We start from the raw sequence: 14,201 nt of genomic DNA, 5'->3' as shown, positions 1-14,201 counted from the left end.
TCTGGGCAGCGGGGGACCGGCGCCGTACTCTTGGGGTAAGGCATTGGGAAGATGATTCCCGGTCGTGTTGTTCCCCTTTGAACTATGGGGCCGACCTCTCGATCAAGCCAGCTCAGTCAACTGCCGGATCAAGTCAATCGCCGCTCCCGTCCGCCCCTCCGCAAGGACCTCCTTCGCCGAGACACCATGGCCGGTCACGAAATCCCCGAACCCGCGGACCGCAAGCAGGTCGCCGATCCGACGGCGGACCTCCGAGCGGCGGAACAGACACGCCACTCCTGCGACCCCGCCTTCCGGCACGGCGTCGTGGTCGGCTTCGACGGCTCGATGTCGAGCGAACGAGCGTTGGCGTATGCAATCGGTATGGCGCGGCGCTCCGGCTCCGGCCTGATCATCGTCCATGTGGCCAACCGGCTGCCCACGACGGTCTGGGCGGGCTGTGAGCCCCCGGTCTTCGTGGACGTACCGGACCACCGTACGGAAGTGCTGGGGCTGGAGCTCGCCTGCGCCGACCACCTCGCGGAGATCCCGTGGATCCTGGTGGAGCGCGGCGGCGACATCTGCCACGAGCTCGAAGAGGTCGGGCACGAGTACGAGGCCGACGCGATCGTGGTCGGCTCGACGCACGGCATCGTCGGGCGGATCTTCGGCTCGGTCGCGGGGCGGCTGGCCCGGCGGGCGCAGCGGCCCGTGATCGTCATTCCCTGACCGCCCGCGCCTCCCCGGCGCCCGGCCCCACGCCTCCGCCCCCGCGACCTGATGGGGCGTGAGGTGAAGCAGCGTCACCAGGGCCCCGTACACCCGCAACCGGCATATCTACTGGCCCGTAGAGGTGGAAAGCACGGTGGTGAGGGGTAGAAATCCGATCAAGAGGGACGCGAACGGAGCGTGAACGGCCGGGGCGGCCGGGCACGGCCGGCGTCACTCCCGGGGCGCGCGGCGTCCGGCGGACGGGACGGTCCGCCACCGGCTCCCCGGTCGTCAACAGCGTGCTGCCGCCCGGGAGGTGACGGTTCCCGGGAAGGTGGCCACCGCCGGCGTAAGGGCGACGCCGGCAACAGGGGAGGCGGGGCCCCGCGCGTATGGTGGCACGCGCGGGGCACCGCCTCCCGCCCCCTCGAAGGACGTGTCGTCCGACCGGGCGGCCCCCCGTAGGCCGCCCGCCCCCTCGGACGAACGCCCGTGACCGCGGGGTGGACAGGACCCCGCGGCACGTCGGGTGGCTACTCGACCGTGACCGACTTCGCCAGGTTGCGCGGCTTGTCGATGTCCCGGCCCATGGCCAGCGCCACGTGGTAGGCCAGCAGTTGGAGCGGGATGCCCATCAGGATCGGGTCCAGTTCGTTCTCGTTCTTCGGCACGATGATGGTGTGGTCGGCCTTGTCCTGCTTCTGGTGCGCGACGGCCAGGATGCGGCCGCTGCGGGCCTTGATCTCCTCCATCGCGGCGCGGTTCTTCTCCAGCAGGTCGTCGTCCGGGACGATCGCCACGGTCGGCATGGCCGGCTCGATGAGCGCCAGCGGGCCGTGCTTGAGCTCGGACGCCGGGTACGCCTCGGCGTGGATGTAGGAGATTTCCTTGAGCTTGAGGGACGCCTCGCGGGCGACGGGGTAGCCGCGCACCCGGCCGATGAACATCATCGACCTGGCCTCCGCGTACTCGGCCGCCAGCTTCTTGACCTCGTCCTCCATCTCCAGGATCTCCTGGATCTGGCCGGGCAGCTTGCGCAGGCCCGCGATGATCCGCTTGCCGTCGGCGACGGACAGGTCACGGATGCGGCCCAGGTGCAGGGCGAGCAGCCCGAAGGCGACCACGGTGTTGGTGAAGCACTTGGTGGAGACCACGCAGACCTCCGGGCCCGCGTGCACGTACACGCCGCCGTGGGTCTCCCTGGCGATCGCCGAGCCGACCACGTTCACGACGCCCAGGACGCGCGCGCCCTTGCGCTTGAGCTCCTGCACGGCGGCCAGCACGTCGTAGGTCTCGCCGGACTGGGAGACCGCGATGTAGAGGGTGTCGGGGTCCACGACCGGGTTGCGGTAGCGGAACTCGGAGGCCGGCTCGGCGTCCGAGGGGATACGGGCCAGCTCCTCGATCATCTGCGCGCCGATCTGGCCCGCGTGGTACGAGGTGCCGCAGCCCAGGATCTTGACCCGGCGGATGGAGCGCGCCTCGCGGGGGTCGAGGTTCAGGCCGCCCAGGTGCACGGTGGAGAAGCGGTCGTCGATGCGTCCGCGCAGCACGCGGTCGACCGCGTCGGCCTGCTCGCTGATCTCCTTGTGCATGTACGTGTCGTGGCCGCCCATGTCGTACGACTCGGCCTCCCACTCCACGGTGGTCGGCTCGGCGGAGGTGTGCGAGCCCTCGGTGGTGTAGGTGCGGTAGTCGTCGGCCTTGATGGTGGCCATCTCGCCGTCGTCGAGGGTGACGACCTGGCGGGTGTGCGAGACCAGCGCGGCGACGTCGGAGGAGACGAACATCTCCTTCTCGCCGATGCCCAGGACGACCGGCGAGCCGTTGCGGGCCACGACGATGCGCTCGGGGAAGTCGGCGTGCAGCACGGCGATGCCGTACGTGCCCTCGATGACCCGCAGGGCCTCGCGGACCTGCTCCTCCAGAGTCGGCGCCTGGGAGCGGCCGATCAGGTGGGCCAGCACCTCGGTGTCGGTCTCGGAGGCGAACTCCACGCCGTCCGCGGTGAGCTTGGCGCGCAGCTCGTCGGCGTTGTCGATGATGCCGTTGTGGACGACGGCGACCTTGCCGTCGGTGTCGACGTGCGGGTGCGCGTTCTCGTCGGTGGGGGCGCCGTGGGTGGCCCAGCGGGTGTGCGCGATGCCGGCGGTGCCCGCGAAGCGCTTGGGCAGGCGGGACTCCAGCTCGCGGACGCGGCCCTTGGCCTTGGCGGTCTTCAGACCGCCGGCGGCCTTGCCGGTGCCCTTGGCGTGGATGGCGATACCGGCGGAGTCGTACCCGCGGTACTCCAGGCGCTGCAGTCCTTCGAGGAGCAGCGGAGCGACGTCCCGCTTACCGATGTAGCCGACGATCCCGCACATGAAGTGACCCTCCCGGTCAGGCAGTTGGACAGGTGGCGCACGATGCGGCGCGCGCCGGTGTGCTCGGCCGGTTCAGCCGTAGACGAGGCGGCGCAGTTGGCGCGCCGAGAGGTCGGGCGGGCGGACCGCGCGGTGCGGCAGCTCCTGGCCGATGCGTTCGAAGATCGCCTCGTTGCGCAGTCCCTGCGACTGCAGCTCCCGGTGGCGTCTGCGGACGTAGGTCTCCGTCGTCTCGTCAAAGTACGCGAGCACGTCGAGAACCACCCGGGCAGCTTCGCCGCGCTGTAGCGGCGTGCTGCGCACCAGATGGTCGACGAGGTCCTCATGGGGCGAACGGCGATCGAGCACCCGATGAATACTGATGGGTCACCGCGACTAACGCAAGAAACCTGCCCGATATCGGGCAAGCGACACGCCGGATGACGCCAGACGTGGCCCCCACCTTGACCACTAGGGGGGTGAGCGGTACTCAATGTTGACGTTCGGTTGCTCCACGCCACGTACGACGTCCACGCACGGCCCTGCACGATGAGCCCACCGAAGGGAATCTCGTGAGACGAAGCAGACTGTTCTGCTCGCTGCTGCTGGTCGCGGCGGCCGGCCTGTCGACGGCCGGATCGCGGCCCGTCGCGGACGCACCCGGTCCGGCCGCCCGCCACGCCAAGCCGATAGCCCTCGACCAGGTCATCCCGGCACCCGCCTCCGTCAAGCCCGGCAAGGACCCCTACACCCTCGGCGACCGCACCCGGATCCGGGTGCCCGGCGCCTCGGGCGAGGTCAGGCGGGTGGCCGGCTATCTGGCCGACGTCCTGCGTCCGTCCACCGGCTACCCGCTGCCGATCACCGGCAAGGACGGCCGGGACGGCATCGTGCTGCGCCTGGGCGGCAGGGACACCAGGAAGCTCGGTGCCGAGGGCTACCGCCTCACCTCCACCCGGCACGCGGTGACGATCACCGCCGCCCGGCCCGCCGGTCTCTTCCACGGCGTGCAGACCCTGCGGCAGCTCCTGCCGCCGGCCGTCGAGAAGCGCGGCAAGCAGCACCGCCCCTGGAAGGTCGCCGGCGGCACCATCTCCGACACCCCGCGCTACGGATACCGCGGCGGGATGATCGATGTGTCCCGGCACTTCTTCACGGTCGAGCAGGTGAAGCGTTACATCGATCAGTTGGCGCTGTACAAGTACAACAAGCTGCATCTGCACCTCACCGACGACCAGGGCTGGCGGCTCCAGATCAACTCCTGGCCACGGCTCGCCAGCTACGGCGGCAGCACCCAGGTCGGCGGCGGCCCCGGCGGCTACTACACCAAGGCGCAGTACCGCGAGATCCTGCGGTACGCCGCCGGCCGTTACATGGAGGTCATCCCCGAGATCGACACCCCGGGGCACACCCAGGCCGCGCTGGCCTCGTACGCGAAACTGAACTGCAACAACATCGCGCCTCCCATCTACACGGGCGTCGAGGTCGGCTTCAGCTCGCTGTGCGTGCCCAAGAAGGTGACGTACGAGTTCCTGGACGACGTCTTCCGCGAGGTCGCGGCGCTGACCCCGGGCCCGTACCTGCACATCGGCGGCGACGAGGCCTACTCCACCAGCCACGCCGACTACATGACCTTCATGAACAAGGTCCAGCCGCTGGTGACCAAGCACAAGAAGAAGGTCATAGGGTGGCACCAGATGACCGCCGTGACCCCGGCGAAGGGCGCCGCGGTGCAGTACTGGGGCTACGACAAGACGCCCGCCAAGGAGCGCGAGCAGGTCGCGGCGGCGGCCAGGAAGGGCGCCGGGCTGATCCTCTCGCCGGCCGACCGGTCCTACCTCGACATGAAGTACACCAAGGACACCAAGCTGGGTAAGGCGTGGGCCGGGTACGTCGAGGTCCAGCGGTCCTACGACTGGGACCCCGCGACGTACCTGAAGGGCGCGCCGCAGAAGTCGATCATGGGTGTCGAGGCGCCCATCTGGACGGAGACCCTCGCCACCGACCAGCACCTCGACTACATGACCTTCCCGCGGATGCCCGGCATCGCCGAGCTGGGCTGGTCACCGAGGTCCACCCACGACTGGAACGCCTACAAGCACCGGCTGGCGGCCCAGGCGCCCCGCTGGGAGGCCATGGGCTTCGACTACTACAGGTCGCCGCAGGTGCCCTGGCGCAGGTGACGCCCGGCGGCTGAGACGACGGCAGGGCGGGTCCGGATCGCCGGGCCCGCCCCGCGCCGTACGGAGCTGCCGTACGGAGCTGCCGTACGGGCGCGTCTACACGCCCAGCTCGCGGGCGATCAGCAGCCGCTGCACCTCGCTCGTTCCCTCACCGATCTCCAGGATCTTGGAGTCGCGCCACATCCGGGCGACCGGGTACTCGTTCATGAAGCCGTAGCCGCCGTGGATCTGGGTGGCCTCGCGGGCGTTGTCCACCGCGATCTCGGAGGAGTACAGCTTGGCGAGCGCCGCCTCCTTCTTGAAGGGCTCGCCGTGCACCAGACGGGACGCGGCGTCGCGCCAGGCCAGCCGGGAGGTGTGGGCGCGCATCTCCATGTCGGCCAGCTTGAACTGGATGGCCTGGTTGTGGCCGATCGGCCGGCCGAAGGCGTGCCGCTCCTTGGCGTACCGGACGGACTCGTCCACACAGCCCTGCGCGAGGCCGGTGGCCAGCGCGGCGATGGCGATCCGGCCCTCGTCGAGGATGCGCAGGAACTGGGCGTAACCGCGGCCCTCCGTGCCGAGGAGGTTGCCCACCGGAACGCGGACGTCGGAGAAGGACAGCTCACGGGTGTCCGAGGCGCTCCAGCCGACCTTGGAGTACGGGGCGCCGACGGTGAAGCCCGGGGTGCCGGACGGCACGATGATCGAGGAGATCAGCGGGCTGCCGTCGTCCTTGCGGCCGGTGACGGCGGTGACCGTGACCAGGCCGGTGAGGTCCGTGCCGGAGTTGGTGATGAAGCACTTGCTGCCGTTGATCACCCACGCGTCGCCCTCGCGGACGGCCGTGGTGCGGGTGGCGCCCGCGTCCGAGCCGCCGTCCGGCTCGGTCAGGCCGAAGGCGCCGAGTACCTCGCCCGTACACATCCGGGGCAGCCACTCCCGCTTCTGTTCCTCGGTACCGAAGTGGAAGACCGGCATGGCGCCGAGCGAGACGCCCGCCTCCAGGGTGATCGCCACGGAGGAGTCCACGCGGGCCAGCTCCTCCAGGGCGATGCCGAGGGCGAGGTAGTCACCGCCCATGCCGCCGTACTCCTCGGGGAAGGGCAGGCCGAACAGCCCCATCCGGCCCATCTCCCGCACGATCTCGTACGGGAACTCGTGGTGCTCGTAGAACTCGCCGATCTTGGGGGCGACCACGTCGTGGGCGAACGCCTCGACCGTGCGCCGCAGCTCTTCGAGTTCGGGGGACAGGCGGTGGTCCAGGGACATCGTTCACTCCTTGTGGGAGAGGGCACGGACGGTGCGGGACGGGCTCGGACGGCCCAGTTGTCCGGCCATCCACACGCTCGTGGCGGTGAGCCGGCCCAGCTCGACCCCGGTCTCGATACCGAGGCCGTGCAGCATCCACACCAGGTCTTCGGTGGCGAGGTTGCCGGTGGCGCTCTTGGCGTACGGGCAGCCGCCGAGGCCGCCCGCCGACGCGTCGACGGTGCTGACGCCGTGCTGGAGCGCGGCGAGGGTGTTGGCCAGCGCCTGACCGTACGTGTCGTGGAAGTGCACGCCGAGGCGGTCGGTGGGTACGCCCGCCTCGTTCAGCGCGGCGAGCAGCGCGTGGACGTGGCCGGGGGTGGCCACGCCGATGGTGTCGCCCAGGCTCAGCTCGTCGCAGCCCATGTCGAGCAGGGCGCGGCAGACCCGCACGACCTGCGCGAGGGGCACCGGGCCTTCCCAGGGGTCGCCGAAGCACATGGAGAGGTAGCCGCGGACGTGCGCCTGCTCCTCCTTCGCGCGGGCGACCACCGGAGTGAACATGGCCAGCGATTCCGCGACCGTACGGTTCAGGTTGGCCTTGGCGAACGACTCCGTGGCGCTGCCGAAGACCGCGATGCGGCGGGCGCCGAGGGCCAGCGCGCGGTCCAGGCCGCGGTCGTTGGGCACCAGGACGGGCAGTTGCGCGTCGAGGCCGTCCAGCATCGGGTAGAGCCGCTCGGCGTCGGCGAGCTGCGGCACCCATCGGGGATGCACGAAGCTGGTCGCCTCCACCGTCGTCAGCCCGGCGTCCACCAGGCGGCGGATGAACTCGGCCTTGACCTCGGTGGGGACGACGGCGGACTCGTTCTGGAGGCCGTCGCGGGCGCCGACCTCGTGGATGCGGACCCGGGCCGGCAGGCCGGGGGCCGGGACGGGCATCGGGAGTCCGGGCGCGGTCATGTCGCTGCCTCCTCGGCCGGGCCGGACGCCGGGTCCTGTGGCGCGCTCTCGTGCGGGTCCACGACGGCGAGCACCTGGTCCATGGCGACGGTGCTGCCGGGGGAGACGCCCAGCTCGCTGACCGTGCCGGCGTGCGGCGCGGAGATGACGTGCTCCATCTTCATCGCCTCGACGACCAGCAGCCCCTGACCTGCCGCCACTTCGTCGCCGACGGCCACCTTCACGACGGTGACCGTGCCGGGCATCGGCGCGGTCAGCGCGTCCATCCCGTGCGCTCCGGCCGCGCCGCGCAGCGTCTCGGCGACCGGGTCGTGGTCCGTCACATGCCAGGTGTCGCCGTCCCGGCCGAGCCAGTCGCCGGCCCGGTGGAAGGTGTGCACGACCCCGTCGACGGTGACGCGGACCCGGTCGGCGGTGACATGGCCGGTGCCGGTGGCGGCCACCGGGTCGTGGCCGGGGACCTTGACCCGGTGGGCGACGGGCGCCGGGCGGCCGCCGATCCGCCAGCCGTCCGGTACGGCGAACGGGTCCACCCAGCCGCCGGCCGGCACCGGCTCCAGCGCCGCGTTCCGTACGGCGGCGGCCGCCGCGTACACCTCGGCGGGCACCTCCCGCGGCACCAGCGCGTCCATCTCGCGTTCGACCAGGCCGGTGTCCAGTTCGCCGGCCTCGACGGCCGGGTGGGCCAGCAGGCGGCGCAGGAAGCCGGTGTTGGTGGGGACGCCGAGCACAACCGTTTCGGCGAGCGCGGCGCGCAGTTTGCGCAGGGCGGTCGCGCGGTCCGGACCGTATGCGACGACCTTCGAGAGCATCGGGTCGTACAGGCTGCCGACCTCCGTGCCCTCGGCCAGGCCGGAGTCCGTGCGCACCCCGTCGCCGCGCGGCTCGGCGAGCGCCAGGACCGTACCGCCGGAGGGCAGGAAGCCGCGCGCGCCCTCCTTGACCGACACCGTCTCGGCGCAGATCCGGGCCTCGACGGCGTGTCCGGTCAGGCGGACGCCGTCCTGCCCGAACGCCAGCGGCTCCCCGGCGGCGATCCGTAGCTGCCACTCGACCAGGTCGAGGCCGGTGACGAATTCGGTGACCGGGTGCTCGACCTGGAGGCGGGTGTTCATCTCCATGAAGTAGTACGAGGCGGGGTCGTCGCCCGGGACGATGAACTCGACCGTGCCCGCGCCCCGGTAGCCGCACGAGCGCGCGGCCTGGACGGCGGCCTCGCCCATCGCGGCCCGCGTCGCCTCGTCCAGCAGGACGGACGGCGCCTCCTCGATCACCTTCTGATGGCGGCGCTGGAGCGAGCACTCGCGCTCGCCGAGGTGGACGACGTTGCCGTGGCCGTCCGCGAGGACCTGGATCTCGATGTGCCGGGGGCGGTCCACCCAGCGCTCCACCAGAAGGGTGTCGTCACCGAAGGAGCCGCGCGCCTCGCGCCGCGCGGCGGCGATCTCGTCGGCCAGCAGGGCTTCGTCACGGACCAGCCGCATGCCCTTGCCGCCGCCGCCCGCGGACGGCTTCAGCAGCACCGGCATGCCGATTTCGCGTGCCGCGTCGGCCAGTTGGGCGTCGGACAGGCCGCTGCCGGAGGAGCCGGGAACGACCGGTACGCCGGCCGACCGCACCGTCTCCTTCGCGCGGATCTTGTCGCCCATCAGCTCGATGGCCTCGGCGGACGGCCCGATGAAGACCAGCCCGGCGTCGGTACAGGCCGCCGCGAACGCCGCGTTCTCGGCGAGGAAGCCGTACCCCGGGTGCACGGCCCGCGCGCCGCTGCGGTGCGCCGCCTCGATCAGGCGACCCGCGTGCAGATAGCTCTCGGTGGCCGGCGGCGGGCCGATCCGTACCGCGGTGTCGGCCTCGCGGACATGGCGGGCGTCGGCGTCCGCGTCGCTGAAGACGGCGACCGAGCGGACGCCGAGCGCGCGCAGCGTCCGGATGACGCGGACCGCGATCTCGCCCCGGTTGGCGACCAGGACGGTGTCGAACATGCTCATCTGTTCCTTCACTCCCCGCACTCCCTCACATCCGGAAGACGCCGTAGCCCGGCTCGCCCAACGGCGCGTTGCCGCACGCCGTCAGCGCCAGCCCCAGCACCCGGCGGGTGTCCAGCGGGTCGATGACCCCGTCGTCCCACAGGCGCGCGGTCGCGTAATAGGCGCTGCCCTGCGTCTCGTACTGCTCGCGGACCGGGGCCTTGAAGGCGGCCTCCTCCTCGGCGCTCCACTCCTCGCCGCGCGCCTCCATTTGGTCGCGCTTGACCGTCGCGAGGACGGACGCGGCCTGCTCGCCGCCCATCACCGAGATCTTGGCGTTCGGCCACATCCACAGGAAGCGGGGCGAATAGGCCCGGCCGCACATCGAGTAGTTGCCCGCGCCGTACGAGCCGCCGATGACGACCGTCAGCTTGGGGACGCGGGTGCAGGCCACCGCCGTGACCATCTTCGCGCCGTGCTTGGCGATGCCGCCCGCCTCGTAGTCGCGGCCGACCATGAAACCGGAGATGTTCTGGAGGAAGACCAGCGGGATGCCGCGCTGGTCGCACAGCTCGACGAAGTGCGCGCCCTTCTGGGCGGATTCGGAGAACAGGATGCCGTTGTTGGCGACGATGCCGACCGGGTGGCCGTGGATGTGCGCGAAGCCGGTGACCAGTGTCGTGCCGTACTCGGCCTTGAACTCGGCGAAGCGGGAGCCGTCCACGACGCGGGCGATGACCTCCCGTACGTCATAGGGCGTACGGGAGTCGGCGGGCACCGCGCCGTACAGCCCCGCCGGGTCCACCTTGGGCTCCTCGGCGGGCCGCACCGTCCAGGGCAGCGGGCCGCGGCCGCCGAGCGTGGCGACGATGGTGCGCACGATGCGCAGCGCGTGCGCGTCGTCCTCGGCGAGGTGGTCGGTGACGCCGGACGTACGGGAGTGCACCTCGCCGCCGCCCAGCTCCTCGGCCGTGACGACCTCGCCGGTCGCGGCCTTCACCAGCGGCGGGCCGCCCAGGAAGATCGTCCCTTGATTCCGCACGATCACGGCCTCGTCGCTCATCGCCGGTACGTACGCGCCGCCCGCCGTGCAGGAGCCGAGGACCGCCGCGATCTGCGGGATGCCCGCGCCGGACATCCGGGCCTGGTTGTAGAAGATCCGCCCGAAGTGCTCGCGGTCGGGGAAGACCTCGTCCTGCATCGGCAGGAAGGCGCCGCCGGAGTCGACCAGGTACAGGCACGGGAGGCGGTTCTCCAGCGCCACCTCCTGGGCGCGCAGGTGCTTCTTGACCGTCATCGGGTAGTAGGTGCCGCCCTTGACCGTCGCGTCGTTGGCGACGATCACCGTCTCGCGGCCGGAGACCCGCCCGACGCCCGCGATCACGCCCGCGGCCGGCGCGGCACCGCCGTACATGCCCTCCGCCGCCAGCGGCGCCAGCTCCAGGAACGGCGAGCCGGGGTCCAGCAGCGCGTCCACCCGGTCGCGGGGCAGCAGCTTGCCGCGCGCCGTGTGCCGGGCCCTGGCCTTCTCGCCGCCGCCCAGGCGAACCGCGGCGAGGCGGGCCCGCAGGTCGTCGGCCAGCTCCTGGTGCGCTGCCTCGTTGGCGCGCCAGGTGTCCGAGGCGGGATCGGCCGTGCTGTCGAGCACCGGGGCCTGCTGCGTCGGGTCCATCAGCATCGGTCCCCCGTCTCCGTCGGCTCCATCGCTACCGGCTGCATCGCTACGGCCTCTCTCGTCCGGCTGCCGCGGGCGCCGGGGATCGCCCGGCGTTAATGGGCGTTAACTTCATTTCTCCCAGGTTAACGACCACTAACCCGCCTGTCTACAATCAGTTGTATGAGCAGCACACATGCCCCGGCAGTCACCAGCCGACGCGAGCAGATCCTCAAGGAGGCGGCCCGGCTCTTCGCCGAGCGCGGCTTCCACGGCGTCGGTGTGGACGAGATCGGTGCCGCCGTCGGCATCTCCGGGCCCGGCCTCTACCGGCACTTCGCCGGCAAGGACGCGATGCTCGCCGAACTGCTCGTCGGCATCAGTGAACGGCTGCTGGAGGGCGGTCGCATCCGCGCCGCCTCCGGTGGCGACACTCCCGCCGCGGTGCTGGACGCCCTGATCGAGGGGCACATCGACTTCGCCCTCGACGACCGGCCGCTGATCACCGTCCACGACCGCGAACTGGACCGGCTGCGCGAGGCCGACCGCAAGCGGGTGCGCCGCCTCCAGCGCGAATACGTGGAGCTGTGGGTGCAGGTGGTGCGCGAGGTGTACCCGGCGTACACGGAAGCGGACGCGCGCGCCTCCGTGCACGCCGTGTTCGGCCTGCTCAACTCGACACCACACCTCAGCCGCCCCGGCGCGCTCCCGGGCCGTACGGAGATGTCGGCACTGCTGCACCGGCTGGCCCGGGGGGCCTTCGCGGCGGTGGCGGCGGACGGCGGCGCGAGCGGCGCCGGAGCCCCCGCCGGGATCCCCTCCGCCCCCTCGGGCCCCTCTGGACAGCGCGACTGACCGCCGGGTAGCTTTCGGCTGAGCAAGCGCTTAGTCGAGGGGTCGGCCCGGCCGGCCGGCGGACCGGAGGAGGCGGCGATGCGTCGTACGGTGTTCAACGAGGATCACGAGGCGTTCCGGGAGACCATCCGCGACTTCATCGCCGCCGAGGTCGTCCCCGTCTACGACGAGTGGCTACAGGCCGGACAGGCTCCCCGCGACTTCTACAAGAAACTCGGCGCCCTGGGCGTCTTCGGCATCGAGGTCCCGGAGGAGTACGGCGGCGCCGGCGAGACCAGCTTCAAGTTCAACGCCGTCATCACCGAGGAGTGCGCCCGGGCCGGCGTCAGCTTCGGCGGCTCCGGTGTGCACACCGCGCTGTGCCTGCCGTACTTCCTCAAGTACGCCACCGAGGAGCAGAAACGGCGCTGGCTGCCGCCCTTCGTCTCCGGCGACATGATGACCGCCATCGCCATGACCGAGCCCGGCACCGGCTCCGACCTGGCCGGCATGCGGACCACCGCCAAGCTCTCCGAGGACGGCACCCACTACGTCCTCAACGGCGCCAAGACCTTCATCACCGGCGGCGTCCTCGCCGACCGCGTCATCGTCTGCGCCCGCACCGCTGCTCCTGCCCCGGAGGACCGCCGCGCCGGCATCACCCTCCTGGCCGTCGACACCGCCTCCGAGGGCTACGCGGTCGGCCGCAAGCTGGACAAGCTCGGCCTCAAGAGCTCCGACACCGCCGAACTGTCCTTCACCGACGTCAAGGTGCCCGTCGAGGACCGCCTCGGCGAGGAGGGCAAGGCCTTCTCCTACCTGGGCCGGAACCTCCCGCAGGAACGTCTCGGCATCGCCGTCAGCGCCTACGCCCAGGCCGCCGCGGCCGTCCGGTTCGCCAAGGAGTACGTCCAGGACCGCGAGGTCTTCGGCAAGTCCGTCGCCTCTTTCCAGAACACCAAGTTCGTCCTCGCCGACTGCAAGTCCGAGGTGGACGCCATGCAGGCCGTCGTCGACCGCGCCCTCGACGCCCACGACGCGGGCGAACTGACCGCCGCCGACGCCGCCTCCGCCAAGCTCTTCACCACCGAGCGCGCCGCCGTCGTCATCGACAAGTGCCTCCAGTTGCACGGCGGCTACGGCTACATGCAGGAGTACCCGATCTCCCGCCTGTACGCCGACACCCGCGTCACCCGCATCTACGGCGGCACCAGCGAGGTCATGCGCTCCATCATCGCCAAGTCCATGGGGCTGTGAGACGCCGCGCCCAGCCTCCGCGCGGAGCCCACCGCCGGGCCCCGCACCAGCCTTGCGCCCCCGCGCGCGCCCCGCGCCGCGCACGAGTGAAAGCCGTACGCGTGTGAACGACGCCCTCACCGCCCTGCTCGCACAGCTCGACCTGGAACGCATCGAGCAGGACATCTTCCGCGGCACCAGCCGCCCGTCCGTCGTACCCCGGGTCTTCGGCGGCCAGGTCGCCGCCCAGGCCCTGGTCGCCGCCGGGCGCACCGTCCCCGAGGACCGCCCGCCCCACTCCCTGCACGCGTACTTCCTGCGCCCCGGCGACCCCGGCGCGCCCATCGTCTACACCGTCGACCGCATCCGCGACGGCCGGTCCTTCACCACCCGCCGCGTCGTCGCCGTCCAGCACGGTCAGCCGATCTTCCACCTCTCCGCCTCCTTCCAGGTGTACGAGGAGGGCATGGAACACCAGGAGCCGATGCCCCACGCACCGGACCCGCTGACCCTGCCGACCGCCGCCGAGATGCTGCCCCACTACGCCGACCGCTTCCGCGAACCGGGCGTCGCCCAGCGGCTTCTGGAGGCGCGGGCCGCCGTCGACCTGCGCTACGTGGACGCGCCCCCGTTCGGTACGGCAGGCGAGCCGCGCGAACCGCGCTCCCAGGTCTGGTTCCGTACACACGGCAAGCTGGACGGCGACATCGACCAGCCGCTGCTGCACATCTGCCTGGTCACCTACGTCTCCGACATGACCCTGCTGGACTCCGTACTGCTCGCCCACGGGCGCGGCGGCTGGGCCGTCGGCGACGTCGTCGGCGCGAGCCTGGACCACGCCATGTGGTTCCACCGGCCGCTGCGGGCCGACGACTGGCTGCTGTACGACCAGGAGTCACCCACCGCGCAGGGCGGGCGGGGGCTGGGCAAGGGACGCATCTTCACGGCGGACGGGCGGTTGGCGGTGTCCGTGATCCAGGAAGGGGTCATCCGGGTGCCGCGGGGGGCGCAGCCTCTGGCGTGACCGGCAGGGGGCGGGCGTCCGGTCGGGGGATTGCGCCGGGGGTATCGGGGGATGACGCGGGGGGGGCATGGGGGA

At 71.5% G+C, this 14,201-nt stretch carries 11 protein-coding genes; 5 read left to right on the top strand and 6 right to left on the bottom strand.

The features are described 5' to 3' along the window. Window positions 1–186 precede the first annotated feature (186 nt). Complete coding sequence (locus ACH4EB_RS20385; protein WP_398348938.1) at window positions 187–708, top strand: universal stress protein; 522 nt, start codon at window positions 187–189, stop codon at window positions 706–708. Between the two features lie 515 nt (window positions 709–1,223). Here the strand turns inward: ACH4EB_RS20385 and glmS are convergent. Beyond that, window positions 1,224–3,053, bottom strand: coding sequence for a glutamine--fructose-6-phosphate transaminase (isomerizing) (gene glmS, locus ACH4EB_RS20380; protein WP_398348937.1), 1,830 nt, complete (start codon window positions 3,051–3,053; stop codon window positions 1,224–1,226). A 72-nt stretch (window positions 3,054–3,125) separates the two neighbouring features. Next, window positions 3,126–3,401: a hypothetical protein gene (locus ACH4EB_RS20375; protein ID WP_398348936.1), complete on the bottom strand. Its 276-nt coding sequence runs from the start codon at window positions 3,399–3,401 to the stop codon at window positions 3,126–3,128. A 203-nt stretch (window positions 3,402–3,604) separates the two neighbouring features. Here ACH4EB_RS20375 and ACH4EB_RS20370 point away from each other — a divergent pair, with 203 nt between their 5' ends. Continuing rightward, window positions 3,605–5,215: a beta-N-acetylhexosaminidase gene (locus ACH4EB_RS20370; protein ID WP_398348935.1), complete on the top strand. Its 1,611-nt coding sequence runs from the start codon at window positions 3,605–3,607 to the stop codon at window positions 5,213–5,215. Between the two features lie 96 nt (window positions 5,216–5,311). Here the strand turns inward: ACH4EB_RS20370 and ACH4EB_RS20365 are convergent, their stop codons facing one another. The 4 genes from ACH4EB_RS20365 to ACH4EB_RS20350 are packed head-to-tail and all read right to left on the bottom strand — an operon-like array spanning window position 5,312 to window position 11,056. Next, on the bottom strand, window positions 5,312–6,466 hold the full coding sequence (locus ACH4EB_RS20365; RefSeq protein ID WP_398348934.1) for an acyl-CoA dehydrogenase family protein: 1,155 nt from the start codon (window positions 6,464–6,466) through the stop codon (window positions 5,312–5,314). A gap of 3 nt (window positions 6,467–6,469) precedes the next feature. Beyond that, a complete protein-coding gene (locus ACH4EB_RS20360; RefSeq protein ID WP_398348933.1) occupies window positions 6,470–7,408 on the bottom strand; it encodes a hydroxymethylglutaryl-CoA lyase in 939 nt (312 codons plus the stop codon). Then, window positions 7,405–9,393, bottom strand: coding sequence for a biotin carboxylase N-terminal domain-containing protein (locus tag ACH4EB_RS20355; RefSeq protein ID WP_398349132.1), 1,989 nt, complete (start codon window positions 9,391–9,393; stop codon window positions 7,405–7,407). Before ACH4EB_RS20355 ends, ACH4EB_RS20360 begins: the two co-directional genes overlap by 4 nt. 31 nt (window positions 9,394–9,424) lie before the next feature. Next, window positions 9,425–11,056 (bottom strand): carboxyl transferase domain-containing protein, encoded by a 1,632-nt coding sequence (locus ACH4EB_RS20350; protein ID WP_398348932.1) that lies wholly within the window; start codon window positions 11,054–11,056, stop codon window positions 9,425–9,427. Between the two features lie 159 nt (window positions 11,057–11,215). On the opposite strand from ACH4EB_RS20350, the gene ACH4EB_RS20345 reads away from it, so the two are divergent. From ACH4EB_RS20345 to ACH4EB_RS20335, 3 genes are all read left to right on the top strand, one after another. Beyond that, window positions 11,216–11,887 (top strand): TetR/AcrR family transcriptional regulator, encoded by a 672-nt coding sequence (locus ACH4EB_RS20345; RefSeq protein ID WP_398348931.1) that lies wholly within the window; start codon window positions 11,216–11,218, stop codon window positions 11,885–11,887. Between the two features lie 78 nt (window positions 11,888–11,965). Continuing rightward, window positions 11,966–13,123: an acyl-CoA dehydrogenase family protein gene (locus tag ACH4EB_RS20340; RefSeq protein WP_398348930.1), complete on the top strand. Its 1,158-nt coding sequence runs from the start codon at window positions 11,966–11,968 to the stop codon at window positions 13,121–13,123. 103 nt (window positions 13,124–13,226) lie between these two features. Beyond that, on the top strand, window positions 13,227–14,126 hold the full coding sequence (locus ACH4EB_RS20335; RefSeq protein ID WP_398348929.1) for an acyl-CoA thioesterase: 900 nt from the start codon (window positions 13,227–13,229) through the stop codon (window positions 14,124–14,126). Window positions 14,127–14,201 lie beyond the last annotated feature (75 nt).

The organism is Streptomyces sp. NPDC018045 (genome assembly GCF_044327445.1).
GTDB lineage: Bacteria > Actinomycetota > Actinomycetes > Streptomycetales > Streptomycetaceae > Streptomyces.
Note: the sequence above shows the minus strand (reverse complement) of the source record. Positions and strands in the feature narration are given on the sequence as shown.

What these genes read in the sequence shown, in the direction of transcription:
- glmS (WP_398348937.1), bottom strand. Translation starts at nt 3,053, where the DNA reads ATGTGCGGGATCGTCGGCTACATCGGTAAGCGGGACGTCGCTCCGCTG.
- ACH4EB_RS20340 (WP_398348930.1), top strand. Translation starts at nt 11,966, where the DNA reads ATGCGTCGTACGGTGTTCAACGAGGATCACGAGGCGTTCCGGGAGACC.
- ACH4EB_RS20350 (WP_398348932.1), bottom strand. Translation starts at nt 11,056, where the DNA reads ATGCTGATGGACCCGACGCAGCAGGCCCCGGTGCTCGACAGCACGGCC.
- ACH4EB_RS20360 (WP_398348933.1), bottom strand. Translation starts at nt 7,408, where the DNA reads ATGACCGCGCCCGGACTCCCGATGCCCGTCCCGGCCCCCGGCCTGCCG.
- ACH4EB_RS20345 (WP_398348931.1), top strand. Translation starts at nt 11,216, where the DNA reads ATGAGCAGCACACATGCCCCGGCAGTCACCAGCCGACGCGAGCAGATC.
- ACH4EB_RS20365 (WP_398348934.1), bottom strand. Translation starts at nt 6,466, where the DNA reads ATGTCCCTGGACCACCGCCTGTCCCCCGAACTCGAAGAGCTGCGGCGC.
- ACH4EB_RS20385 (WP_398348938.1), top strand. Translation starts at nt 187, where the DNA reads ATGGCCGGTCACGAAATCCCCGAACCCGCGGACCGCAAGCAGGTCGCC.
- ACH4EB_RS20355 (WP_398349132.1), bottom strand. Translation starts at nt 9,393, where the DNA reads ATGTTCGACACCGTCCTGGTCGCCAACCGGGGCGAGATCGCGGTCCGC.